The 22566-nt window shown below is 65.3% G+C and carries 26 protein-coding genes and 2 pseudogenes; 9 read left to right on the top strand and 19 right to left on the bottom strand.

Translation table 11 applies throughout. The features are described 5' to 3' along the window. Positions 1-91: 91 nt before the first annotated feature. Positions 92-2005 carry an ABC transporter ATP-binding protein/permease gene (locus tag G6N55_RS18965; protein WP_085224879.1) on the top strand — a complete coding sequence of 638 codons (1914 nt, stop codon included), beginning with the start codon at positions 92-94 and terminating at the stop codon, positions 2003-2005. Between the two features lie 6 nt (positions 2006-2011). Here G6N55_RS18965 and G6N55_RS18960 read toward each other — a convergent pair whose 3' ends face one another. The 3 genes from G6N55_RS18960 to G6N55_RS18950 are packed head-to-tail and all read right to left on the bottom strand — an operon-like array spanning position 2012 to position 3944. Next, complete coding sequence (locus tag G6N55_RS18960; protein ID WP_085224877.1) at positions 2012-2395, bottom strand: DUF1330 domain-containing protein; 384 nt, start codon at positions 2393-2395, stop codon at positions 2012-2014. A gap of 24 nt (positions 2396-2419) precedes the next feature. Next, positions 2420-3055, bottom strand: a complete 636-nt coding sequence (locus G6N55_RS18955; protein ID WP_085224875.1) for a maleylpyruvate isomerase family mycothiol-dependent enzyme — start codon at positions 3053-3055, stop codon at positions 2420-2422. Then, on the bottom strand, positions 3039-3944 hold the full coding sequence (locus G6N55_RS18950) for an alpha/beta hydrolase (protein ID WP_085224873.1): 906 nt from the start codon (positions 3942-3944) through the stop codon (positions 3039-3041). Before G6N55_RS18950 ends, G6N55_RS18955 begins: the two co-directional genes overlap by 17 nt. 95 nt (positions 3945-4039) lie before the next feature. Between G6N55_RS18950 and G6N55_RS18945 the strand changes: the two genes are divergently transcribed. Then, complete coding sequence (locus G6N55_RS18945) at positions 4040-4672, top strand: TetR/AcrR family transcriptional regulator (protein ID WP_085224871.1); 633 nt, start codon at positions 4040-4042, stop codon at positions 4670-4672. A 94-nt stretch (positions 4673-4766) separates the two neighbouring features. On the opposite strand, the gene G6N55_RS18940 is transcribed toward G6N55_RS18945, so the two are convergent. Next, positions 4767-5630, bottom strand: a complete 864-nt coding sequence (locus tag G6N55_RS18940) for an SDR family NAD(P)-dependent oxidoreductase (protein ID WP_085225004.1) — start codon at positions 5628-5630, stop codon at positions 4767-4769. Positions 5631-5725: 95 nt separating this feature from the next. Here G6N55_RS18940 and G6N55_RS18935 point away from each other — a divergent pair, with 95 nt between their 5' ends. The 7 genes and pseudogenes from G6N55_RS18935 (at position 5726) to G6N55_RS18900 (ending at position 11068) form a co-directional block, all read left to right on the top strand. Continuing rightward, positions 5726-6808: an NAD(P)H-dependent amine dehydrogenase family protein gene (locus G6N55_RS18935; RefSeq protein WP_085224869.1), complete on the top strand. Its 1083-nt coding sequence runs from the start codon at positions 5726-5728 to the stop codon at positions 6806-6808. Further along, positions 6805-7311, top strand: a complete 507-nt coding sequence (locus G6N55_RS18930) for a VOC family protein (protein ID WP_085224868.1) — start codon at positions 6805-6807, stop codon at positions 7309-7311. The genes G6N55_RS18935 and G6N55_RS18930 overlap by 4 nt, the downstream gene beginning before the upstream one ends. Continuing rightward, positions 7308-8081 (top strand): SDR family NAD(P)-dependent oxidoreductase, encoded by a 774-nt coding sequence (locus G6N55_RS18925; RefSeq protein ID WP_085224865.1) that lies wholly within the window; start codon positions 7308-7310, stop codon positions 8079-8081. Before G6N55_RS18930 ends, G6N55_RS18925 begins: the two co-directional genes overlap by 4 nt. Further along, entirely contained in the window at positions 8078-8686 is a 609-nt protein-coding gene (locus G6N55_RS18920; RefSeq protein WP_085224863.1) for a TetR/AcrR family transcriptional regulator, read from the top strand. Before G6N55_RS18925 ends, G6N55_RS18920 begins: the two co-directional genes overlap by 4 nt. Before the next feature lie 63 nt (positions 8687-8749). Next, a complete protein-coding gene (locus G6N55_RS18915; RefSeq protein WP_085224861.1) occupies positions 8750-9109 on the top strand; it encodes an ArsR/SmtB family transcription factor in 360 nt (119 codons plus the stop codon). Further along, positions 9106-10627: pseudogene (arsB, locus tag G6N55_RS18910) on the top strand (ACR3 family arsenite efflux transporter). Before G6N55_RS18915 ends, arsB begins: the two are co-directional and overlap by 4 nt. Positions 10628-10651: 24 nt before the next feature. Beyond that, positions 10652-11068 (top strand): ArsI/CadI family heavy metal resistance metalloenzyme, encoded by a 417-nt coding sequence (locus G6N55_RS18900; protein WP_085224855.1) that lies wholly within the window; start codon positions 10652-10654, stop codon positions 11066-11068. 7 nt (positions 11069-11075) lie between these two features. Here the strand turns inward: G6N55_RS18900 and G6N55_RS18895 are convergent, their stop codons facing one another. From G6N55_RS18895 to G6N55_RS18830, 15 genes and pseudogenes are all read right to left on the bottom strand, one after another. After that, on the bottom strand, positions 11076-12305 hold the full coding sequence (locus G6N55_RS18895) for an acyl-CoA dehydrogenase family protein (protein ID WP_085224853.1): 1230 nt from the start codon (positions 12303-12305) through the stop codon (positions 11076-11078). Next, positions 12302-13441: an acyl-CoA dehydrogenase family protein gene (locus tag G6N55_RS18890; protein ID WP_085224852.1), complete on the bottom strand. Its 1140-nt coding sequence runs from the start codon at positions 13439-13441 to the stop codon at positions 12302-12304. The genes G6N55_RS18895 and G6N55_RS18890 overlap by 4 nt, the downstream gene beginning before the upstream one ends. Further along, positions 13438-13983: a carboxymuconolactone decarboxylase family protein gene (locus G6N55_RS18885; RefSeq protein WP_085224850.1), complete on the bottom strand. Its 546-nt coding sequence runs from the start codon at positions 13981-13983 to the stop codon at positions 13438-13440. The genes G6N55_RS18890 and G6N55_RS18885 overlap by 4 nt, the downstream gene beginning before the upstream one ends. Continuing rightward, a complete protein-coding gene (locus G6N55_RS18880) occupies positions 13984-14829 on the bottom strand; it encodes a TauD/TfdA dioxygenase family protein (protein WP_085224848.1) in 846 nt (281 codons plus the stop codon). It lies immediately after the preceding gene. A gap of 33 nt (positions 14830-14862) precedes the next feature. Next, positions 14863-15204, bottom strand: coding sequence for a hypothetical protein (locus G6N55_RS18875; RefSeq protein WP_085224846.1), 342 nt, complete (start codon positions 15202-15204; stop codon positions 14863-14865). After that, positions 15201-16469, bottom strand: coding sequence for an aromatic ring-hydroxylating oxygenase subunit alpha (locus G6N55_RS18870; protein ID WP_085224844.1), 1269 nt, complete (start codon positions 16467-16469; stop codon positions 15201-15203). The genes G6N55_RS18875 and G6N55_RS18870 overlap by 4 nt, the downstream gene beginning before the upstream one ends. 21 nt (positions 16470-16490) lie before the next feature. After that, positions 16491-17234, bottom strand: a complete 744-nt coding sequence (locus G6N55_RS18865; protein ID WP_085224842.1) for an SDR family NAD(P)-dependent oxidoreductase — start codon at positions 17232-17234, stop codon at positions 16491-16493. Then, positions 17231-17530, bottom strand: a pseudogene (locus G6N55_RS18860) (2Fe-2S iron-sulfur cluster-binding protein); the annotation flags it as partial. The pseudogene G6N55_RS18860 and the gene G6N55_RS18865, both read right to left, overlap by 4 nt. Before the next feature lie 59 nt (positions 17531-17589). Then, positions 17590-18045: a MarR family winged helix-turn-helix transcriptional regulator gene (locus tag G6N55_RS18855; protein WP_085224838.1), complete on the bottom strand. Its 456-nt coding sequence runs from the start codon at positions 18043-18045 to the stop codon at positions 17590-17592. 18 nt (positions 18046-18063) lie between these two features. Beyond that, positions 18064-19311 carry a metal-dependent hydrolase family protein gene (locus G6N55_RS18850; RefSeq protein WP_085224836.1) on the bottom strand — a complete coding sequence of 416 codons (1248 nt, stop codon included), beginning with the start codon at positions 19309-19311 and terminating at the stop codon, positions 18064-18066. Then, the gene (locus tag G6N55_RS18845; RefSeq protein ID WP_179968085.1) at positions 19308-19646 is read right to left on the bottom strand and encodes a hypothetical protein; all 339 of its coding nucleotides are present in this window, start codon (positions 19644-19646) and stop codon (positions 19308-19310) included. The genes G6N55_RS18850 and G6N55_RS18845 overlap by 4 nt, the downstream gene beginning before the upstream one ends. Next, positions 19643-20911 carry an aromatic ring-hydroxylating oxygenase subunit alpha gene (locus G6N55_RS18840; protein ID WP_085224834.1) on the bottom strand — a complete coding sequence of 423 codons (1269 nt, stop codon included), beginning with the start codon at positions 20909-20911 and terminating at the stop codon, positions 19643-19645. The genes G6N55_RS18845 and G6N55_RS18840 overlap by 4 nt, the downstream gene beginning before the upstream one ends. 280 nt (positions 20912-21191) lie before the next feature. Continuing rightward, on the bottom strand, positions 21192-21374 hold the full coding sequence (locus G6N55_RS29895) for a type 1 glutamine amidotransferase family protein (RefSeq protein WP_232078787.1): 183 nt from the start codon (positions 21372-21374) through the stop codon (positions 21192-21194). A 42-nt stretch (positions 21375-21416) separates the two neighbouring features. Then, the gene (locus G6N55_RS29420; protein WP_139827004.1) at positions 21417-21572 is read right to left on the bottom strand and encodes a hypothetical protein; all 156 of its coding nucleotides are present in this window, start codon (positions 21570-21572) and stop codon (positions 21417-21419) included. Between the two features lie 80 nt (positions 21573-21652). After that, the gene (locus G6N55_RS18830) at positions 21653-22561 is read right to left on the bottom strand and encodes an HpcH/HpaI aldolase/citrate lyase family protein (protein WP_085224832.1); all 909 of its coding nucleotides are present in this window, start codon (positions 22559-22561) and stop codon (positions 21653-21655) included. Between the last annotated feature and the right edge of the window lie 5 nt (positions 22562-22566).

Genomic DNA, 22566 nt, shown 5'->3' with positions numbered 1-22566 from the left:
TTCCCCGGACCGCCGACGGACAGACCGGGAATGATCGTGATTACTTCACTATCGGATTGACCGAGAAGCCCCCGAAAGAGACGAGCCTGCGATGGACAAATTCACACCGTCGATCGACTGGAACCACGAACTGGTCGCATCGTCGCGCTGGATTCTCGAGGCCTGGGCGATCAGCGCGGTCTGTTTGCTTGTCTTCGGCATCGCGGCGGTCCGGTACACCGGGTGGGGCAGCGAGTTCTGGCGGATCACAGGCGGTTACTTCACCGGGCGGCAGAGCGTCGCGGTGTGGGGCCAGTTTGCTGTGCTGCTGCTGTCGGTCATGCTGGCGGTGCGGATCAACATCTTGCTCAGCTACTACAGCAACGACCTGTACTCGTCTCTGCAGACCGCATTTCAGGGAGCCGGCGCGGGCAACGATGCCGTGCGCGACTCCGGCATCCACGGCTTTTGGGTGGCCATCCGCACGTTCTGCGTCCTCGCGACGTTGCACGTGTTGCGGGCGATGGCGGATTTGTACTTGACGCAGCAGTTCCTCATCCGCTGGCGGGTGTGGCTCACCGATCGTTTGACGATGGACTGGCTCGATCGACGCGCGTACTACCGCGCCCGTTTTAGCGACGCCACGATCGACAACCCCGACCAACGCATCCAGCTCGACATCGACATTTTCACCGCCGGAATGGGCGGTTCGGCCAACCACCCAAACGCCGGCACGTCGAGCAATTTGCTTTTCGGCGCGGTTCATTCGATCGTCTCGGTCGTGTCATTCAGCGTGATTCTGTGGCGGCTTTCCGGCACGCTGCACGTCCTCGGGCTGGCCATCCCAAGGGCGCTGTTCTGGGTCGTATTCGTCCACGTTCTGGTCGCCACGGTGGTCGCGTTCTGGATAGGCCGCCCGTTGATCCGCCTCAGCTTTCGCAACGAACAGTTCAACGCCGCATTCCGGTATGCGCTGGTGCGGCTGCGCGACGCCGCCGAGGCGGTCGGCCTCTATCGCGGTGAGCGGGCCGAGCACGCACAGCTGGCCAGCCGGTTCGATACGACGATCGCCAACTACCGAAGCTATGTGCGGCGCACGATCGGGTTCATCGGCTGGAACCTCACGGTGAGTCAGGCGATCACCCCGTTGCCCTTCATCGTGCAGGCGCCGCGGCTGTTCGCCGGCAGCGTCAAGTTCGGCGGGGTGACGCAGTCGGCCAGCGCCTTCAGCCATATCGAGGATTCGCTGTCGTTCTTCCGCAACGCGTACGACCGCTTCGCCAGCTACCGGGCCGCGATACTGCGCCTCAATGGACTGGTCGAGGCCAACGCCGCGGCACGGACGCTCCCGGAGCTGTCGGCCGTGGCCAGCTCGGACGGCTCGGTCGAGCTGGCCGATGTCGAGGTCCGTACCCCGTCCGGGACGCGACTGATCGAACCGCTCGATCTGCGGTTGAGGCCCGGCGACGCGCTGGTCGTCACCGGGAGGTCGGGCAGCGGGAAAACCACCCTGTTGCGCACCCTGGCGCAGTTGTGGCCGTATGCCTCGGGAACGCTGCGCCGCCCGGACGGCCCCAACCAGGTGATGTTCCTGTCCCAGCTGCCCTACGTCCCGCTCGGCAACCTGCGCGCCGTGGTGTCCTACCCCGCCGTGGCCGGCGAGATCGACGACGCCACATTGCAGCAGGCGCTGATCAGGGCCGCGCTGCCCAACCTGACCACCCGACTCGACGAGGAACGGGACTGGGCCAAGGTCCTCTCGCCCGGAGAGCAGCAACGCATCGCGTTCGCCCGGCTGTTGGCGATCAAACCCAAGGCCGTCTTCCTCGACGAGGCCACCTCCGCGGTCGACGAAGCTCTGGAGTTCTTGCTGTACAACCTGCTACGGACCGAGTTGCCGGACTGCATCGTGGTCAGCGTCAGCCACCGCAGCACCATCGAGCAGCATCACCATCAGGAATTGACGCTGCTCGGCGAAGGACCGTGGTACCTGCGGGACATCCCCGAGCCCATCAGCTCGAATTGAGCTGTATCAATCTGCCGCGATCGACCACATCGACGTCGCGATCAGATCTCCGCGCTCCAGCGCGGCGGCGCGATGCTCGTGCACCTTGAGGTACTCCGAGTCGGTCACCATGTCGACAAAGGCCTGCGGCGACGGGTACTCGACGATGATAATCGCGTCCCACCAAGGCTTTTCACCGTCGCCGATCACCACCGACGGCGCTCCTCCCGTATAGCGGACGGTGGCACCGGCGCGTTCGAGATGCCGAACAACTCCCGCGCCGTACTGCAGGTAGCGCTCCACGCCGCCCTCGGATTTGAACTTCAGCAGGTTGACCATCACCACCGGTGCGTCCGCGGGGCGCGCGGCCAGCGCCGCGAATTGCTCGGGAGTGGGTTCCAGTCCGCTCATGTGAGTCTTCCTGCCGTTGTGCGATCACATCCGGGTAGAAAGTACCGCCACGCCGTCGCCGCTCAAGTGTCGCAGCGCCCAGGGTCTTCCCGCGAGCACGGATGCCAGGTGAGCGGCCTGCCCGGCAACCGCGGGTCCGTCGGCCTTACGAGCCCAGTTCGTATCGGTGGCAAGCAGATTGAGGCCACGGGCGCGCGCGGCCGCGGGGACGAACGGGTTGGGCACCCGCACCTGGGTGTTCAGCACGGCGACGACGGTCGACACCGGCACCGCCGACTCGTTGCCCAGCGCATACGTGATGTCGAGTTCGTGGATGACGTGGTCGCCCAGCAGCAGCCGCTTCGGGAAGAGGCGCCCGATGCCTCGGGGGCGACGAGCCAGCGCCACCAGTTCGTCGAGCAACTGCCCCGGACCGCGCCGGACCGCAAGGTCCCGGGCCAGTTCGGTGTTTGCGGCATCGAACCGGCCGCGGTGTCGCAGCATGCTGGTGGCAACCGCGGAGAACGCGACCCCATAGCCGATGACGAGATGGGCCAGTACCTCGTGATTGGTCCACTCCGTGCACAGGCTCGGTTGGGCCCACTGTGCGGCGCTGATATCCCGGCCCAACGCGATCAGCCTGGTGTCGTTGTCGCGCAATGCATTAGCCGACCCGGACACCGAGATGCTCCTGCAGGAAGGCGGTTTGATCGTCGAGCAGCGTGCTCAGCAGCGGCGGGTGATAGATCTGGAAGTGATCCCCGTCGTAGTGCCTCGCCAGACCGCGCGGCGCGGCGGCAGCGACGTCTTCGGCATGCCGCGGGTCCATCAAGTTTTCCTTTTCCGATACGCAAACGAGCAGCGGTGCTTCGATTTTCGCGGCGCCACGCTTCGCACTGCTCGCAACGATACCGAGTATGTCCATCGCCGCCATGCGGTTGTCGAAGGTGCACCCCGGCGAAACGGTGGAATACCAGCCGTCCAACGCGCCCACGCCGGTGACCGCGGCCAATTCGCCGGGCCGACCGACGATGGGGATGTAGGTTCGGCCTGCCCGACGCAGCCGGCCGATGGCGTCGGCGACGATCGCCGGCGTGAGCCGCAGGGCGGGCGAAATGCCGCCTCGCAGCATCGTTGTCGGCCCGTGCACGATCGGGCATTGCACCGCCACCGCCGCGACGTCGACCCCGTGTGCCGCCGCTTGCAGCACATGCAGCGCGCCCAGACTGGTCCCCCATAGGCCCAGCCGGGCGGCGTCGATACTGCCGTGCTGGCGCAGGTAGTCCAGCGCCGCCTCGACGTCGTGGCGGTGCGCACGCATGCTGAACTGCTGGCGCGGCTCCCCGTCGGATTCGCCGGTGTATCGATAGTCGAACGCCAGCGTCGCGATCCCGGATTTGGCGAAATGCTGTTCGTACTGGGACAGCGACATGCCATGCGTGGCGCCCAATCCATGAGCCAGCACCAGGCCCGGATGCGGGCCTGGCCCGCCGGGAAGAGTCAGCCAACCCGCGCAGCGGGTACCGCGCGACATGAAGGACACCCTGACGGTGTCGTAGGTAGCGGTCATGTGAGATCCTTCCCTAGATACGTACACCGTACGTTTTAACTTACGTACATCGTACGTGTCAATGGGATGCGGACAATGAGGAGGACGGCCGTTCCATGCGGGCAAGATTCACTCTCGCCGAAGTACGGGCGCAGGCGATCCGGATCGTCGACAAGGACGGGCTGGCGAGCCTGAGCATGCGATCCCTGGCGGCCGCTTTGGGTACCGGACCGATGACGCTGTACAACTACGTCAAAGACCGCGAGGAACTCGAAGGTCTCGTCGCAGAAGCGGTGCTCGCCGATATCCGTCTGCCACGGCGGTCCGACGATTGGCGAGCCGACGTCAAGGCCATCGCGACCGCCTGGTGGCTTGGCATGCGACAACACCCCAACGCCGCGCCGTTGGTGTTGACGCGCCGCACGGTGTCGTCGGTCGGCTACCTGCCGGCCGAACGCCTCATCGAGGCGCTGCGGCGCGCGGGACTGAGCGACCTCGACGTGCTCGCCGCGTTCCGCGGAGTGCTCAGTCTCGTAATGGGTGCCGCCCAAGTCGAATTGGCCCACCCGCTTGCGGGGGACGACCGAGAACAATCCAATGCGGCCGCCGCCAAGCGGATCGGCGACCTTGCCGGCGCCGAGCACCCGCACTTGGCAGCACTGTCCGAGACCAGCCGACGTTCGACGATGGCCGACGACTTCGACCGCGCCCTCGACATGCTGCTCACCGGCATCCAGGCCTCTGCTTGACTGTGCGCTGAGGGCTTTGAGTGTGCGGTAGGGGCGCCCTCAGTCGGCGTGTCGCCGCCCTGGACGCACAGTGAAAGCCGTTGGTGCACAGGGCTTACAGCAGATCGGTGATCGTCTTCAGGCCCGCGTCGTAGAGCACGCCGGGCATCATGCCGCCGTCGCATTCGATGGTGGTGCCGTTGACGAAGTCGGCTTCCCCGCCGGCCAGGAAGACGCAGACGCGTCCGACCTCGGCGGGCTCGCCGGCGCGGCGCATCGGAACGGCGGCGAAGTACTTCTCGCCGGTCGGATCGTCCTTGGGCAACACGAACGACCGGAAGTTTTCGGTCATCGTCGGGCCCAGGGCCACACAGTTGACGCGCACCTTCGGTCCCCACTCCTCGGCCAGTGACCGGGTGAGGTGGTTGAGGCCGCTCTTGGCCGCACCGTAGGAGACCAAGGTCGGCGAACCCGCCGGATGCCCGGCGCCGCTCGAGATATTGATGATGCAGCCGACGCCGTCCTGGGTCGCCATCTGCCGATAGGCGCGGATCGCGAACCAGAGCGGGCTGATCAGGTTCATCTGCACCGCGAACGCGTGGAACAGCGCGGTGCGTTGGTAGTCGTCGTCGCTGGGCGGGGCGCCCTGAATGCGTTGCACGAGTTCGGGAATGCTCTCCACGTGCGGCGCCGGGACGGTGCCGCCGGCGTTGTTGACAAGGATGTCGATCCGGCCGTGCGTGGCGACCACGTCGGCGACGAAGGCGTCGATCGAGCCGCAGTCGCCCTGATCGCAGACCCGTTGCGAGGCGCGGGGCGCCCACTCGGATTCGGCGTCGACACCGGGGATGGTGTCCAGCGGCCCGCGCGAACAGCCGATGACGGTGGCGCCGGCGCGCAGCAGTTCATGGGCGATACCGACCCCCACGCCGCGGCTGGTTCCGGTGACGATCGCGACCTTGCCCTCGAGCACGCTCATGAACAGACCTTCCGTTGTTGACAGTGACTGCCAGCGGGTCATACTGTGCCATTTCGGTCGTTGGCATGTAAAGACGTGCAATCGAAAGGACACCGATGAGCAGTTCGGCCAAGCTTCGTGTCATTCAGTGGGCGACCGGGGGCGTCGGCAAGGCCGCCATCTCCTGCGTGCTCAACCACCCGCAGCTCGAACTGGCCGGCTGCTGGGTGCACAGCGCCAACAAGAACGGCGTCGATGTCGGCCGGATCATCGGGACCGAGGACCTGGGCGTCACGGCCACGTCGAGCATCGACGAGATCCTCGCGCTCGACGCCGACTGCGTCATGTACAGCCCGTTGGTGCCCAGCGACGACGAGGTCATCGCGATCCTGCGGTCCGGCAAGAACGTGGTGACTCCGGTCGGCTGGGTCTACCCCGATCCGGGCAACAAGCGGCACCAAGCCGTCGCCGATGCTGCAGTGGAAAGCGGTGTGACGCTTCACGGTTCGGGGATCCACCCCGGAGGCATCACTGAGCGATTCCCGCTGATGATCTCCTCGCTGTCGGCGGCGGTCACGCATGTGCGTGCCGAGGAATTCTCCGACATCCGCACCTACAACGCCCCGGACGTGGTCCGCCACATCATGGGCTTCGGCGGCGCGCCGGAGGAAGCCGTGAACGGGCCCATGGCCAGCCTGCTGGAGGCGGGCTTCAAGCAGTCGGTGCGAATGATCGCCGACCACATGGGATTTCGCATCGAACCGAACATCAGGACCATTCAGGAGATCGCGGTCGCGACCGCCACCATCGACTACGACCCGTTCCCGATCACGGCCGGACAGGTGGCCGCGCGCCGGTTCCGCTGGCAGGCACTTGTCGACGGCGAGCCGGTGATCGAGGCGGCGGTCAACTGGCTGATGGGTGAGGAAAACCTGGACCCGGCCTGGAATTTCGGTGGGATCGGCGAACGATTCGAGGTGGAGATCACCGGCGACCCGCCGGTGAAGCTGACCTTCAAGGGGCTACAGCCGGAGACGATCGCCGAAGGTCTGATCAAGAACCCGGGCGTCGTGGTCACCGCCAACCACTGCATCAACGCGATTCCCGATGTGTGCGCGGCGGACCCGGGGATCAAGACCTACCTTGATCTGCCCCTGTTCGCCGGGCGCCCGGCGCCCAATCTCGCGCGGCCGTCGTGACCGGCGAGAGCGTCGTCGCCGATGTGTCGTTCTGCCACCTCGTGGTGGGCGTCACCGACATGGACCGCGCGCTGGCGTTCTACCGGGACGTGCTCGGTATGGACGTCGTCTTCGAATCCCTGATCTCCGGCGAACCTTTCGACGCGGTGCTGCACGCTACCCGCAAACAGGAGGGCCGGGTGGTCGGTGGCTTGCTGGGCGGGCTGATGATCGAGCTGCTGTCGCTCGGCACGAACCCGCCGGAGCGCAAACCCGCACGCCGGGGCATCACCGGTATCCACAATGTGTCGTTGTCGGTGACCGATCTCGACGACACGCATCGCCGCGTCATCGACGCCGGGTACACGCCCGACCAGGAGCCGTTCGAGATCGGCGGTGTCCGAATGTTTTTCGTGAAGGACCCGGACGGGACGCCGGTGGAGTTCATCGAACTGCCCGACGGGGTACGTAGCACCTACGAAATGCACCGCGGCGTGCGGCTGCAGATGGGGCCCGTCGCATGAGTTACAGCCATCCCGATTCGATGCGCGGCCACGTCGCAATCATCACCGGCGCCGCTCAAGGTGTCGGCAAGGGCACCGCGACGGCGCTGCTCGAACGCGGCGCTTCGGTATTGCTGGTCGACATCCAGGCCGACGTCCTGCAAACGACCACCACCGAGCTCAAGGAGCTGGGCCCGGTCGAAAGCCTGGTCGCCGATCTGCGCGACCCGGACAGCGCGCAGCGGATCGCCGCCGTCGCGGTCGAGGCCTTCGGCACGGTGCACGGACTGGTCAACAATGCCATCGCCACCAACGAGCCCAAGAAGTTCGTCGACATCACCCTCGAGGACTTTGCGCTCGGCCACGACGTCGGCCCTCGTGCGACGTTTCTGCTCATGCAGGCGGTGTACCCCTTGATGGTCAAGGCCGGCGGCGGCTCGATCGTCAACCTCGGCTCGGGGACGGGCACCGGGGGCGAACCAAAGTGGGGCGGTTATGCGACCGCCAAGGAAGGCATCCGTGGCCTCTCCAAGGTCGCCGCCCTGGAATGGGGACGCGACAACATCCGCGTCAATGTCATCTGCCCGTTCGCCGAATCCGACGGCGTGAAGTTCTGGAAGTCGTTCGCGCCCAAGGAGTACGACAAGGCGGTGGGGCGGGTTCCGATGAAGCGCATCGGCGACGTCCGCACCGATGTGGGCGCGCTGGTGGCGTTCCTGCTCGGCAGTGACGCCACGTTCATCACCGGTCAGACCATTCACGTCGACGGTGGGATCGGCTGCTTCCGATGACCGGCGAGTCGCTCCGTGATCGCCAGCGCGCACAGATCCGCGCCGATATTCGCCGAGCGGCGTTCCGGTTGTTTGTCGAACGCGGCTATGACGCGGTGACCACCGAGGAGATCGCCACTGCCGCGGGCGTGTCACCGCGCACCTTCTTCCGCCACGTGCCGACCAAGGAGGAGCTGCTGCTGGCGCCGGTGCGCTACGGTGGTGCGGCGATCGTCAATCACCTGGAAGAGCGGCCCGCCACCGAGGCCCCCGATATCGCGCTGATCAATGCCATCGTCACGCGGACCCAGTCGTTCGACCGCGCCGACTGCGAGGAGTGGCGGGCAGCCCTGCTGGTTGCGCCGGGCTTGTTGGACAAGGCGACGATCCACACGCCCGCCGACAAGGACCGGGCGGTCAAGCTCGTCGCTCAACGCATGGGTGCCAACCCGGAAACCGATATGCGGCCCGGATTGCTGATCCAACTTGCTTTTGCCGCAGCCGATTTCGCCTTCCAGCAGTGGGTACTGCGGTCGACCAACCGACAGCCGCTGGATCGCTATGTGATCGAAGCGCTGGAGGGGGTCAAGAGCCCTTATTGGCGAAAGAAGCGCTCGACGGAATAGTCAGCCGGTTTCGATCGCCGCTCACGACTGGCGGGCTGATTCGATATGTGTTTATATAGAAGAATGTCGAATCAATCTCGGCCGGGGTGTTGCCCAAGTCTGGGTGCGACCGCGCTGGACGATGCGCAGGCGGCAACCTTGGCGACGATGTTCAAAGCACTCGGCGACCCGGTGCGGCTGCGGTTGTTGAGCCTGATCGCGAGCCATCCCGGCGGTGAGGCTTGTGTCTGTGAAATCTCGTCGACGTTCGATGTTTCCCAGCCGACGATTTCCCACCACCTGAAGCTGTTGCGTGCGGCCGGCTTGATCGACTGCGAGCGGCGGGGCACCTGGGTGTACTACTGGGTGATTCCCTCTGCATTGCAGCAACTTTCGTCAGCATTGAAGGTCGATGACATGGCCATGGCGACACCGGGGCGCTGACCGTGACCCAGACTCGATCAGAGCCGGCCGCACAGCCTGTCGCCCGGCTTTCGACCCTGGACCGGATGCTTCCGCTATGGATCGGGGTGGCCATGGGCGCCGGTCTGCTGCTCGGCCGGATGGTGCCCGGCTTGGGATCGGCGCTGAGCGCCGTTGAGGTCGAGGGCATTTCACTGCCGATCGCGCTGGGCCTGTTGGTGATGATGTACCCGGTGCTGGCGAAGGTGCGCTACGACCAGCTCGGCGAGATCACCGGCGACCGCAAACTCATGGCGTCCTCGCTGCTGCTCAATTGGCTGATCGGCCCGGCAGTGATGTTCACCCTGGCATGGCTGCTACTCGCCGACCTCCCCGAATACCGCACCGGTCTGATCATCGTCGGACTGGCCCGCTGCATCGCCATGGTCATCATCTGGAACGACTTGGCGTGCGGGGACCGCGGAGCCGCGGCTGTCCTGGTCGCGCTGAACTCGATCTTCCAAGTGCTGATGTTCGCCGCGCTGGGCTGGTTCTATCTGTCCGTACTGCCCGGCTGGCTGGGGCTGCCGCGAACCGGCATCGCCGTCTCCCCCTGGGAAATCGCCAAATCCGTGCTGATCTTTCTCGGGATTCCGCTACTGGCCGGGTACCTGTCCCGCCGAGTGGGCGAACGCGTCAAGGGCCGCCCGTGGTACGAGACCCGATTCCTTCCGCGCATCGGACCGTGGGCCCTGTACGGGTTGTTGTTCACCATCGTTATCCTGTTCGCCCTGCAGGGTCACCAGATCACCTCCCGCCCATGGGATGTCGCCCGGATTGCGATCCCACTGTTGGCGTACTTCGCGATCATGTGGGCCGGCGGGTATGCCCTCGGAGTGGCACTGCGGCTGGGCTATGCGCGCACCACCACGTTGGCGCTCACTGCGGCCGGTAACAACTTCGAGCTGGCCATCGCGGTGGCGATCGGCACCTACGGCGTCGCGTCCGGGCAGGCGCTGGCCGGCGTGGTCGGCCCTTTGATCGAGGTCCCCGTTCTCGTTGGACTTGTCTACCTCTCGCTGGCATTTCGGCACCGGCTCTTCGGCTTTCGGGACACCGCAGATTCGAGCGGGAGCACCGGCGATGGCTGAGCGCCCCAGTGTCCTATTCGTGTGTGTGCACAATGCCGGCCGCTCCCAAATGGCCGCGGCGCTGCTGCTGCAACTGGCCGGGGACCGGATCGAAGTGCGTTCCGCGGGAACCGAACCCGCCGATCGCCTGAACCCCGCGGTCATCACGGCGATGTCCGAACTCGGCATCGACATCACCGCCGAGACTCCCAAGCTCCTGACCGGCGACGCAGTGCAGTCCAGCGACGTCGTGATCACCATGGGCTGCGGTGACACCTGCCCGTACTTTCGTGGAGTGTCCTACCGCGACTGGAAGCTGCCTGATCCCGCCGGCCAATCCCTGGAAACCGTGCGGGCCGTCCGCGACGACGTAGCCCGCCGTGTCGAGGCGCTGATCACCGAACTCTTGCCAACCTTCACAACCGCATAACTGCCCCCGAAGAAAGGAACCACCATGTCGCGTGTGCAGCTAGCCCTTAACGTCGACGATCTGGACGAGGCAATTGCCTTCTACTCCAAGCTTTTCGACGCCGAGCCCGGCAAGGTCAAACCGGGCTACGCCAATTTCGCGATCACCCAACCCCCGCTCAAGCTCGTGCTGATCGAGAACCCCGGCCACGGCGGCACTCTCAACCACCTCGGCGTCGAAGTGCCGGACAGCGACACAGTGCACGCCGAGATCAACCGGCTCACCGACGAAGGTCTCTTCACCGAGGAAGAACTCAACACCACCTGCTGCTTTGCGGCACAGGACAAAGTTTGGGTCACCGGAGCCAGTGGTGAACGCTGGGAGGTCTACACCGTGCTGGCCGACTCGGACACCTTTGGGCCCGGCACCGACGAACCCGACCAAGCCTGTTGCACGGCCTAAACGCCTTCTAGCGGGCCTTGTTGTGCCGCACTTGATTGAACGGCACGCCACGGTCCGCGGCGTATTCGCGGGGCAGGCCGAGCACGCGTTCCCCAATCACGTTGCGGGCCATCTCATCACTGCCGCCGCCCAGCGCGACGGTTTGGCGGGACAGGTAGCGCTCCCCGACCTTCAGCAGCGCGTGCTCGTCGTCGACGACGCCGAGGGCACCGACGATGTCCACCGCGGTGTCGACCTGCAGGAAGGTCACATCGGAGTGGAAGAGCCGGATGATCGAGCCCGCCGCGGGCGGTAGCGTGCCGTCGCGCATCGCAGCGGCCACGTGTTCGACGAGGCCGTCGCGCACCATCCGGCGGGCCAGCACCCGGCCAATCTTGTCCTGTGTCAACGGATCGTCGGCCTTGCCGGCCGCCTCGGCCAGGGCGAAGTAGTCGGAGTAGGAATCTTCCGACCGCTCGCGGCCGCGGCCGCTGGCGAATTCCGAGCCCTGCCCGACGGCGCGGCGTTCGTGAAACAGTAAGCGCCCCGCAGCTTCCCAGCCCTTGTTGACCTCACCGACGACCGCGGAATCGTCCAGGCGCAGCCCGTCGAAGAACTCCTCGCAGAACTCGTTGGAGCCGTCGATCTGCTCGATGCGCCGCAGCGTCACGCCGGGCGCGTGAATCGGCATCAGGAACATGGTCAGCCCGTCGTGCTTGGGTACCGTCGGGTCGGTGCGGGCCAGCAGCAGCCCGTAGTCCGCGGCGAAGGCGCTGGTGCTCCAGGTCTTGGCGCCGTTGATGATCCAGCACTGACCGTCGTGATCGGCGCGGGTGATCAGTCCGGCCAGATCCGAGCCACCACCCGGCTCGGAAAGCAGCTGCACCAACACCTCCTCACCTCGCAGCGCCGCGGAAATGTGTTGGCGCTTCTGGTCTTCGGTGCCGACGTCCAGCAGGGTCGCACAGCAGATCGTGAAGGTGGGAACGTTGAGAATCAGTGGCATCTCGTAGCCGTCGGTTTCGGCATCGAAGGCCGTCTGGTAGGCGACGTCGAGGCCGAGTCCGCCGTATTCGCGGGGAAAGCAGATCCCGGCGAATCCACCGGCATAGAGCAGCTGTTGCAGTTCGCGGGCGCGCTGCCACGCATGTTCATCATCACGGGCACCCGGGGGCGGGTTGTCCGGGTCCAGCCGGGGCATGCTGTCGGCCAACCAGTCCCGCGCCCGGGCGGCGAATTCGGCTACCGTCTCGGTCATGCGGCCGGCCCCTCGTTCCTGACGTGCCGGTAGATGGCCTGATGATGCTCGCTCGGTGTGCCGAATAGACAGCGGTACAGCGTGATTCGCCGCAGGAACAAGTGCAGATCGTGTTCCCAGGTGACGCCGATGCCCCCGTGCAGCTGCACGCAATCCTGCACCAGCGGCCCGGCATGCTCGCCGAGGTAGGACTTGGCCGCGCTGACCCAGAGCGCGGCATCACCGGCGCGAGCGGCCGCCCGGTCGACCGCGCGGGCGGTGATGCCGCGGCTCGCGTGCAGCCACATCGTCATGTCCGCCAGCCGATGCTTGATCGCCTGATAGGACCCCAAGGGCCGGCCGAAGCTGTAACGGTCGCGAGACCAGTCGATCGTCAGCGCGAGCACGGTGTCGAGGATTCCGACGGTCTCGGCGCACTGCAGCAGCATGGCCACCTGGCTCTGCCGGTCGATCAGGGCTTGGGTCTGGGCGACCGAGCCCACCCGGGCCGAGTCGTCGACGACAACACCGTCGAATTCGATTCGGGCATACCGCTTTACCAGATCGACGCAGCGCTGGGGGCGCACCGTCACACCGGTAGCGCCGGTGGGGATCAGGAACTGGCGCACGCCGTCTTCGGCTCGGGCGGTGACCAGGAGCAGGTCGGCTTGCGCGCCCGCCTCAACCCGGTCCTTGACGCCGTCGAGGCGACAGCCCCGCGCGGTGGCGGTCGCGGTGAGCGTGGGCGTCGACGGGTCGAACGAGCGGCCGGGTTCGTCGACCGCCCAGGTCGCCACCGACTCGCCCGAGGCCAGTGCCTGGATGGTTTCGGCGTGATCGGCGTGGTTGTCGGCATCGACGAGCCCGGCCAGCACGGTGCTCACCGGATGCAGCGGTCCCGGCGCGACTGTGTGCCCGGTCAGTTCGGCGATGGCCGCCAGGTCGTGCAGCCCACTGCCGGATACGTTTCCGCCGCCGAGATCCTCGGGCACCAGCAAGCCGGCCCAGCCCAATTCTGCTGCCTGCTTCCACCACTTGGGGTCGACGGGCCGGTCTTCGGCGTGCAGCGCTCGCTGCTGGGCGAGCGTCGCGTGCTGATCCAGAAACGCACGGGCGGTGGCAAGGAACAGCTCGGTCTCTGACGACGACGGTGTCACAGTTCCTCATCTTCTACGCCAAAGGCGTTGACCGCCATGGCCAGCAGGCAATAGCCCCCGATGGTGAACACCAGGTCCATCCGTTGGGGGTCGGTGAAGTGGCAGCCCAACTCGTCCCACACCGGTGTCGAGACGGTGCCGGTGTCCACCAGGTCGTCCACCGCGGCCAGCACCGACTGGTCGGCGTGGGCGGCAAGATGCCCGTCGCGAATGCCGTCGGTCTCCTCGGCGCTCAAGCCCGCCCGGTGGGCGATCGGGAGGTGATGCGACCACAGGTAGTCGCAGTTGCGCCGGTGCACCACCCGCAAGAGGGCCACCTCACGTACCCGCGGCGACAGCGTGGAGCCGTTGAGCAGGTAGGTATTGAACGGCAGATACGCCCGCGTCAGATCGGGATGGCGCACCAGGGTGGACAGGATATTGCCGGCTCCCGTGGGGTTGGCCCGCTCGGCGGGGATCAGGGAGGCAATTGCGCGGCGGCTGCGATCGTCCCATTCGCCGGCCGGCAGTGGCGTCAGCCGCACCGGGTGTCTGTCGGCCATCTACTGGATCGGCTCATCACCCAGCACGGTCGTGCGCAGCATTTCACGCTGTGAGTCCGGGTCGTAGGGAGCCGCGCGGTGCAGCACACCGCGGTTATCCCAGATGACGGTGTCACCGACCGACCAGTTGTGGCTATAGACCCTGTCGGGCACCGTGGCCCGATCGAGCAGGTCGGTGAGCAATGCGCGGCCTTCGTCGAGGTCCATGCCCACCACGTAGTCGGCAGATGCCCCCAGCACCAACGACTTACGGCCGCTGCGGTGCGTCCACACCAGGGGGTGTTCGTGGGTGCGACGGGACCGCCACTGTGCCAACTGCTTCGGAGTGGGGTTGGGGGTGATCCGCCGCTGGGAGGCCTCCAGCGAGTGCACCACACGCAACGCGCCGTACCGGTCTTTTTCGTCGCCGGTCAGCGCGTCGTAGGCGGCGTAGGAAGACGCGAATTCGGTTTCGCCGCCCCGCTCGGCCACCTGTTTGGCGGACAGGACGGTGGCCTTTTGCGGGTAGTCGTCGCCGGTGGGCGTGCAGCCGTCGATATGCCAGTCGAACGTCGCCTTCAGATAGGCCGCCGAGGAGTTCTTCGATTTGTCCAGCGTGACCGGGTAGATGCCGGCGACGGGATGATGACCGTCCGAGGAGTAATCGATGGCGCCGAGGCGGTGACAGAACGCGACCTGGGCCTCGGGGTCGAGATGCAGCCCACGGAAGACCAGAACACCGTTGTCCTCCAACGCATCCAGGATGGTTTCACCGACCGGGTCGTCGGCGGCCAGGTGGGCGGGATCCAGGCCGGTGACTTCGGCGCCGACGGAGTCGCTGAGCTTGGTGATGGTGAGCAGACTCATCGAGAGTCCTTTCTTGGGTGGCCTTGGTGGGGATCAGGGCATGGGCTCGACGGTGCGGATCATGACCGCGTCGGCCGCATCCGTCGGGACGGGCTGGTGCATGACCTCGACGGCCATCGCGACCATGATCAGTGAATAGATCATGTGAAGAAGGTTGAGTGCGTCGTCGGGCAGGTCCTCGAGCGTGAACTTGTCGCAGTAGTCGATGGCCTCTTCGAGCCGCGGGAAGAACGCGTCATAGAAGTCGTGCATTTGGGCCATGGTGCTGGCCATCCGCGCGTTCCAGCGGTCGGTTTCGGTGGCCAGGCACCAGGTTGGCGCGTAGCTTTCCAGCTCGGCGAATCCGTTGGGCAGCAAAGGATCCGACATGGTCACACTCCCGCCCGCGCTGGGCTATTTTCGCGGCGGTAGGCCTCGACCCAGTCCACCACCGTCTTGTGCAGATGGCGGACCAGGATCTCCTGGTCGTTGAGCGGAAACTCGTCGACGATGCCGTATTCGAGCGCGGCCTGCGTGCCGCCGAGCATGCCCGCGTCTTGCAGCGCGAACTCCTTGAGCACCACCGCGGCGACTTCGTGTTCGATGCGCTCCCGCACGCTGCGCGCCGGGTGGAAGTACGTGTAGGCCTCGAACCGGTGGGTGTTGTGGGAGGTGGGCCAGTACCGGTACAGCAGATACCAGCCGCCGTAGATCAATATTTCGGTGTTGGGGAAGATCTGGAAATTACTGATCCCCCAGGGCTCGATGCCGCCCGGGTTGAGCCCGGCGGGCAGTTCGCCGATGTCCGGGGTGCGCCACGGGCCGACGAGCCCACTCTGGGTGGCCCGCTCGATCGGATACATGTACTCCTGCGGCAGCAGCCAGCGCCGTCGCCCCGCCGTCGACACCAACCGGTGCGGACCGTCGAGTTGGAAATGGCCGCAAGTGAATCCGGCTTTGGGGTCACGCACCTCCGGCGGCACCTGTTGTGGGTGCAGCGACGGCACGTGGTAGTACTCCTGAAACGCGTCGGCGAAAATCTTCCAGTTGCTGTTGTTATGCGCGACCCACTCGTATCGCTCGGTCAATTTGTCGAAGGGGTAGCCGTCCAGGCCGGTGACCATCGGGCCCAGGAACTCGCGCAGGCTCTGCCGGGGCTCGGCATCAAAGTTGATGAAAATGAAGCCGTTCCAGATGTCACAGTGCACCGGACTCAGGCCGTAGTCGGCGGTGTCGAGGTCGAAGAACTCCGATTCCTGCTGCACGAATTTCAGCGTGCCGTCCAGATCGTAGCGCCAGCCGTGGTACTTGCAGGTGAACTGGCGACACGTACCGTGAGTCGGCTCGTTGGGAAAGTCGTTCCACACCAACTTGTTTCCGCGGTGCCGGCAGACGTTGTAGAAGGCGCGAATTCGTTCGTCGCGCCCCTTGACCAGGATGACCGAAACCCGGGCAACCTCGATCTCCTTGGTGACGTAGCTGCCGATACGCGGTAGCTCTTCGACCCGGGCCACGTTGAGCCAAGCCCGTTTGAATACCGCTTCGCGTTCGGCCTCGAAGAACTCCTTCGAGGTGGAGTCGGCGAAAGAGATGTCGCCGGTGCCCAATTCGGGGTAATGCTCGGTCCAGGAGCCTTCCGGGGGCCTACCCTCGCGCGTCATCCGAACCTCCTCGTGTGGCAGTCACATCACCGCTCCGCCGTTCACACCCAACACCTGGCCGGTGATGAAACCGGCCTCCTCGGAGACCAGGAACCCGACCGCCGCGGCGATGTCGGCTCCGGTACCCAAATGCCCCAGCGGGATGTTGCCGGCGATCTCCTCGTTGGATTTCAGGTATCCCGCGGCCTGCGCCTGGTGCTGCATCGGGGTTTCGATGCCCGAGGGCGGAATGTTGTTCACGGTGATCCCGTGTGGTGCGTACTCGCGGGCCAACGACTTGGTCAGGGTGATGACCGCGCCCTTGGACGCCGCGTAGTGCGCGGCAAACGGCGAGCCCCGCTGGGCGCTGGACGACGAAATCATCACGATCCTGCCCCATTTCGCGGCGACCATGTCCGGCAGCGCGACCTGGCAGCAGTGAAAAGTACCGGTCAGGTTGACGTCGATGATCTTCGACCACGACTCCGGCGTGATCTCGGCGAACGGGGAGAACCCGAACATGCCCGCGCTGGTCACCAGGACCGACACCGGACCCAACTCACTGCGGACCTTGGCGAACGCCTGCTCGACGGCCGCCCGGTCGGTGACGTCGGCGCCGACACCGATTGCCGCGGTCCCGTCCGCGCGCAGATCTTCGGTAACACGTTGCGCCGCTTGCTCATTGATATCGAGGACGGCGACGCTCAGGCCGCGCCGGCCCAGCTCGTGACAGGTCGCCTCACCCATACCCGAGGCGCCGCCGGTCACCACCGCAACCCTGCTCATTCGTAAACCACCCGCACCGTCGGGCTCGTCGGCATGGCCTGACAGGTCAGCACCCAGCCCTGCGCCACCTCGTCGTCTTCAAGCGCATCGTTGTTGAGCATCCGGGCGCATCCCTCGGTCAACCGGGCCATACATGTTCCGCACGAACCGACTTCGCAGGACGACGGCGGAGACAAGCCCGCCATCCGCGCGGTCTGCAGCAAGGTGTCCCCCGCCGAGTAGGCCACCGTGGTGGTCGACCGATCCAGCTCGATGGTCACTTTCTCGGTGGCGACACCGGCGTCGGCAGGTCCGGCATACGAGGGCGCGCGGGAGACCTGCATGAAGGCAGAGTATCAAGTACTTGCTATTCATCTCAAGTACTGGATATATTGCGCTCGGTGAGCTCGTGCCCGGTGCCCTTTTCCACCACCCGGCCCAGCAATTCGCGCAGCGTCTCCTGCTCCTCGGTGCTGAGCACGCCGAACACCCTGTCGTGCGCGGCCACGGCGTCACTGAGCACCTCGGCCACCACCTGTCGTCCCTGATCGGTCAGGTATGCCTTCAAAACGCGTTTGTGCTGCGGGTCCTGCTTGCGTTCGACCAGACCGCGCCGCTCGAGCGCCGTCAGAGCCAACTGCACGCCTTGCGGACTGATCAGCAGGCGCCGGGCCAGGTCGGCACCGGACAGTCCGGGTTCGTTGGAGAGCTGACGCAGCACACCGATCTGCGCCGTGCTCACCCCGTGCGTACTGATCGCGTCGTTCACGGTGGTCAGCGAGAAGTAGAAGGCCTGCTTGAGTAGCCACAGGATGTTTTCGGTGAGTTCCATACCGGTCTCCGCTCGCTGTCAGGTCGTCGGCGTCTTGTGGATCTGGCCGTCCTTCATCACAAAGGAGACCTCAAGTGTGCTGGCGATGTCGCGCGACGGATCACCGGGCACCGCGATGATGTCGGCGAGGTACCCGGGGGCGAGGCGGCCCAGCTCGTGGTCGGCCTCGATGAGTTCGGCCGCGACGACCGTGGCGGCCCTGATGGCTTGCATGGGCGTCATGCCGCGGTCCACCAGGGCGCGGATCTCCTTGGCGTTCTGGCCGTGTGGAATCGCCGGTGCGTCGGAGCCGCAGGCGATGCGGACGCCGGCGGCAATCGCCTTGGGCAGCATCGCTTTTGCTCGCGGGAATACCTCCTCGGCCTTTTTGCGCAGCTCCGGTGCAATGCGGTCGATTGCCATCGCTTCGGTCAGATAGGTCGTGGAGACGAGGAAGGTGCCGTGGTCGACCATCATCTGAATCGTCTCGTCGGTGGCCAGAAATCCGTGTTCGATGCAGTCGATCCCGGCGCGGATACACGCTCGGATCGCCGAGTCGCCGACGGCGTGTGCGGCCACTCGCACCCCGGCGCGATGGGCTTCGTCGGCGATGGCGGCGAATTCCGCATCGGAATACTGCTGGGCGCCCGGGGCGGTGCTGTGCGACATGACACCGCCCGACGCCGACACCTTGATCAGCTTGGCGCCGTGGCGAATCTGGTAGCGAACACACGCGATTACGTCGGGCACCCCGTTGGCGATGCCCTCGGCGACCGACAGCGGCATGACGCCCGGCGCCAGCCGCTGGAACACCGTGGGATCGAGATGCCCGCCGTAGGGTGTCACGGCGTGCCCGGCGGGATAGATGCGAGGACCGGCGTGCCAGCCCTGGTCGATGGCACGCTGCAGCGCGACGTCGAGCAGATAGCCGCCGGTCTTGACCATCAGCCCGAGGTTGCGCACCGTGGTGAACCCGGCCTCCAGCGTGGTGCGCGCGTTCACGGCGCCACGCAAAGTCCGGTAGGCGGGATCATCTTGAACGCCGTGCATCGGGGAGGGCAGGCCCTCGGGTCCACCGGGGCCGCCGATGAGCAGGTTGAGTTCCATGTCCATCAGGCCCGGCAACAGCGTGACGTCCCCGAGGTCGATCACCGTCGCCGAATCCGGTTCCGGCCCTTCGGGATTGATCGTGGTGATGCGGTTGCCGTCGATCAGCACGACCGCCGGCGAGTGAATTTGTCCGGTGTCCACGTCAGCCCAGCGGGCGGCGCGCAGGACGGTGGTCACGGAACCGGCTCGGACACGCAGTCCAGCGTGGACGCACCGGAGTCGGGCACGCGGGGCTGCTTCCAACACTCCACCGGAAACGACACCATGATCATCGAATACAGCAGATGCATGAGATTGAGGACGTCGTCCGGCAATTCGTCGAGGGGGAACTTGTCGCAATAGGTCAGGGCTTCCTCGGCGCGCGGCGTGATCGCGTCGTAGAAGGCCTTCATCTCGGTCATCGAACTCGACAGCCGCTTGGCATAGCGCTCCGGTTCGGTGGGCAGGCACCACTGCGCGAAGGGCTCCAGGTCAGCGAATTCGGTTGGCAGCATTGGGGACATCGTCGTCACACGCTAGCCGCGCTGCCGCGCTGGTACTCATCGATCCAGGCCGCGGTCTCTTTGTGGAGATGGCGGATCAGGATCTCCTGGTCGCAGAGCAGGAACCCGTCGAGCACTTGGGATTCGATCATCGACTGGGTGGCCTCGAGCGTATTGGCATCCTGCAGGCCGAATTCCTTGAACGTCACCGCCGCCAGTTCCTGGGCAACGCGGTCGCGCGGCGTGCGCGGCTGCGGGAAATACAGCGTCCCCTCGAAGAGGTGGCTGTTGTACGAGGTCGGCCAGTAGTGATAGGTCAGATACCACCCCTGGCCCCAAAACAGGATCACGAAGTTGGGGAAGAGCTGGAACGAATCCAGGCCCCACGGATCGCATTTCGCCGGATTCAGGCCCGCCGGCATCTCGCCCAGATCCGGCTTATCCCAAGGCCCGAACAGTCCGCTCCGGCAGATGTCATCGATCGGCTTGCGCATCTCGTCTGGCATCTCCCAGGCCCGCACCCCGGAGGTACTGACCAACCGGTGCGGACCGTCCAGGCGGTAGTGCGGCGCCTCAAAACCCGCCTCGGCAGCGGCCTTTGAATATGCGGTCGGCGACTGGTTCGCGTGTAGCACCGGCGCGTGATAGAACTCCTGGAACGCGTCCATATACAGCTTCCAGTTCGCCTTGACCTCCGAGCGGTAATAGAAACGCGACGTCAGCTTGTCGAACGGGTAGCCCTCGAGCGCCGTCACCATCGGCCCCAGGAATTCGCGCAGCGATTGCTCGGGCTGCTTGGCAAAGTTGACGAAGATAAAGCCTTCCCACATCTCACAATGCACCGCCACCAGACCATAGCGGCTCTTGTCCAGGTCGAAGAACTCCTCCTCCTGCTGGACGAACGTCAGGTTGCCGTCCAGGTCGTACCGCCAGGCGTGGTACTTGCAGGTGAACTGCCGGCACACCCCGCTGGTCTCCTCGAGCGGCATGTCGTTCCACACCAACTTGTTGCCGCGATGGCGGCAGATGTTGTGATACGCCTTGACCTCGCCGGATCCCGTGCGCACCACAATGATTGAGGTGTTGACGACCTTGAGCTCCTTGGTGAAGTAGCTACCCTTGCGTGGAATCTGTTCGACGCGGCCAACATTCAACCAGGCGCGTTTGAAGATCGCAGCCCGTTCCAGTTCATGGATCCGCGGGCTGATGGAGTCTTCGTAGGACACCGGAGCGGTGCCCAATTCGGGGTAATGCTGCGTCCAGCTTCCCTCCGACGGCTTGGGAAATCGAGGCATGACCGCACTCCTGTCCGTAGGACTCCGTCGGGCCGACGGTATATCCTCGAACCGCTAATCGCAAGTAGTTGATACTGACCGGCCGCACTCGACCTACAGTCCCAATCGCCACGTCGTTTTCGAACGGGATATCGCCGGTGATATCGGATTCGAAGTCCCCTATTGGTCGAGGCGGCGGTCGATCAGCGCGGCAGTACTCCGAGTACCTTCTCCGCCAGCGGTCCGGCCGAGGCGGGGTTCTGTCCCGTGTAGAGATTGCGGTCCACGACCGTGAACGGTTTCACATGTCGCCGCGAACGAAGTCGATGCCCAACTTGACCAGTTCGTCCTCGACCGTCCAGGGCGCCTTCTCGCGGAGTCCGACGCCGTCCTCTTCGTCGTTGGTGAAGGCGGTGACGCGGTAGCCCGCGAACGGGTTTACCCGACGCCAGGGCCGCGACAAGCAGCCGGCCGGAGTCGGCACCGCAACACCGGCAACGCATCGAAACAGCTTGTGCGCTAAGCGCTAAAACCACACCTTGCGGCCACCCACCGGACGCCCGACGGCCCCGAGGATCCACAAGACCACGCCGATAAGCACCAGGATGCCACCTATCGTTTCCAGAATCGGGATGACGGCGAAATAACCGATGACCACCAGGATGATGCCTAAGACAATCACGTCGAGCCCCCTTCTATTGGGCGTCAGTAGAATTGGTAATCATCGGGTTACCCCTTCTGAACGCCCCCAATCAGGTAACGCTAGTTTCCCTTGATCAGAGCGGCGCGTGCCAGCGTCTGCTCGGCCTGTTTCACGTGGGCGGCGTCGACCAGCACACCGTTGACTCCGACCGCGCCGCGGCCCTTGGCCTCGGCCTCCCGGTAGGCGGCGATATTGGCTTCAGCCCGGGCGATCTCGTCGGCGGTCGGGGCGAAGACACCGTTGGCGACGGGCACCTGGTCGGGATGGATGGCCCACTTGCCGGTGTAGCCGAGCAGCGACGCGCGCCGCGCGTCACGCTCGTAACCCGACAGGTCGCGGTAGTCGGGATAGGGCGCGTCGATCGCGTCGATGCCGGCGATGCGCGCCGCGACGATCACCTTGTTGCGCGCGTAAGCCCAGAACTCGCCAGGGTATTCGCCGAGCGGGACGAAGTTGGTGTCCACCCGCGCGCCCTGCGACAACGAGAAGTCGCCGACCCCGAAGATCAACGCATCCAGGCGAGGGCTGGCCGCAGCGATCTCCTCCGCATTGGCGAGGCCTTCCACTTCCTCGATCAGAACCTCGAGCCGAATCTGGTTACTAAGACCAAGTTTCGACTCGAGCTGAGTCAGTAGCACGTCTACCCACCAGACATCACGCGCCTTGCGCGCCTTCGGGACGATGATGGTGTCGAGGTTCTCACCGGCCTTGCTGACGACGTCGATGACGTCGTCGTGACACCACTGGGTGTCCAGGCCGTTGATTCGGATGGCGCGTGCGGTTCGGCCCCAGTCGATGTCGTTGAGTGCAGCGATGACCTTGGCGCGTGATTCCACTTTAGCGCCGGCCGGGGTCGCATCCTCGAGGTCGAGGAACACCAAATCCGCGCCGCACTTGGCGCCTTTCTCGAACATGTTGTCGTTGCACGCGGGCACCGCGAGTTCGGAACGACGGAGCAGACCAGTCACAAGTT

This window comes from Mycobacterium florentinum (assembly GCF_010730355.1).
GTDB classification, from domain to species: domain Bacteria; phylum Actinomycetota; class Actinomycetes; order Mycobacteriales; family Mycobacteriaceae; genus Mycobacterium; species Mycobacterium florentinum.
This window is presented reverse-complemented; position numbering and strand designations above follow the sequence as displayed.

Bases quoted from the DNA above. Each gene is read 5' to 3' on its own strand.
- G6N55_RS18965 (WP_085224879.1), top strand. From the start codon at position 92: ATGGACAAATTCACACCGTCGATCGACTGGAACCACGAACTGGTCGCA.
- G6N55_RS18960 (WP_085224877.1), bottom strand. From the start codon at position 2,395: ATGAGCGGACTGGAACCCACTCCCGAGCAATTCGCGGCGCTGGCCGCG.
- G6N55_RS18950 (WP_085224873.1), bottom strand. From the start codon at position 3,944: ATGACCGCTACCTACGACACCGTCAGGGTGTCCTTCATGTCGCGCGGT.
- G6N55_RS18945 (WP_085224871.1), top strand. From the start codon at position 4,040: ATGCGGGCAAGATTCACTCTCGCCGAAGTACGGGCGCAGGCGATCCGG.
- G6N55_RS18940 (WP_085225004.1), bottom strand. From the start codon at position 5,630: ATGAGCGTGCTCGAGGGCAAGGTCGCGATCGTCACCGGAACCAGCCGC.
- G6N55_RS18935 (WP_085224869.1), top strand. From the start codon at position 5,726: ATGAGCAGTTCGGCCAAGCTTCGTGTCATTCAGTGGGCGACCGGGGGC.
- G6N55_RS18925 (WP_085224865.1), top strand. From the start codon at position 7,308: ATGAGTTACAGCCATCCCGATTCGATGCGCGGCCACGTCGCAATCATC.
- G6N55_RS18920 (WP_085224863.1), top strand. From the start codon at position 8,078: ATGACCGGCGAGTCGCTCCGTGATCGCCAGCGCGCACAGATCCGCGCC.
- G6N55_RS18915 (WP_085224861.1), top strand. From the start codon at position 8,750: ATGTCGAATCAATCTCGGCCGGGGTGTTGCCCAAGTCTGGGTGCGACC.
- G6N55_RS18900 (WP_085224855.1), top strand. From the start codon at position 10,652: ATGTCGCGTGTGCAGCTAGCCCTTAACGTCGACGATCTGGACGAGGCA.
- G6N55_RS18895 (WP_085224853.1), bottom strand. From the start codon at position 12,305: ATGACCGAGACGGTAGCCGAATTCGCCGCCCGGGCGCGGGACTGGTTG.
- G6N55_RS18885 (WP_085224850.1), bottom strand. From the start codon at position 13,983: ATGGCCGACAGACACCCGGTGCGGCTGACGCCACTGCCGGCCGGCGAA.
- G6N55_RS18880 (WP_085224848.1), bottom strand. From the start codon at position 14,829: ATGAGTCTGCTCACCATCACCAAGCTCAGCGACTCCGTCGGCGCCGAA.
- G6N55_RS18870 (WP_085224844.1), bottom strand. From the start codon at position 16,469: ATGACGCGCGAGGGTAGGCCCCCGGAAGGCTCCTGGACCGAGCATTAC.
- G6N55_RS18865 (WP_085224842.1), bottom strand. From the start codon at position 17,234: ATGAGCAGGGTTGCGGTGGTGACCGGCGGCGCCTCGGGTATGGGTGAG.
- G6N55_RS18855 (WP_085224838.1), bottom strand. From the start codon at position 18,045: ATGGAACTCACCGAAAACATCCTGTGGCTACTCAAGCAGGCCTTCTAC.
- G6N55_RS18840 (WP_085224834.1), bottom strand. From the start codon at position 20,911: ATGCCTCGATTTCCCAAGCCGTCGGAGGGAAGCTGGACGCAGCATTAC.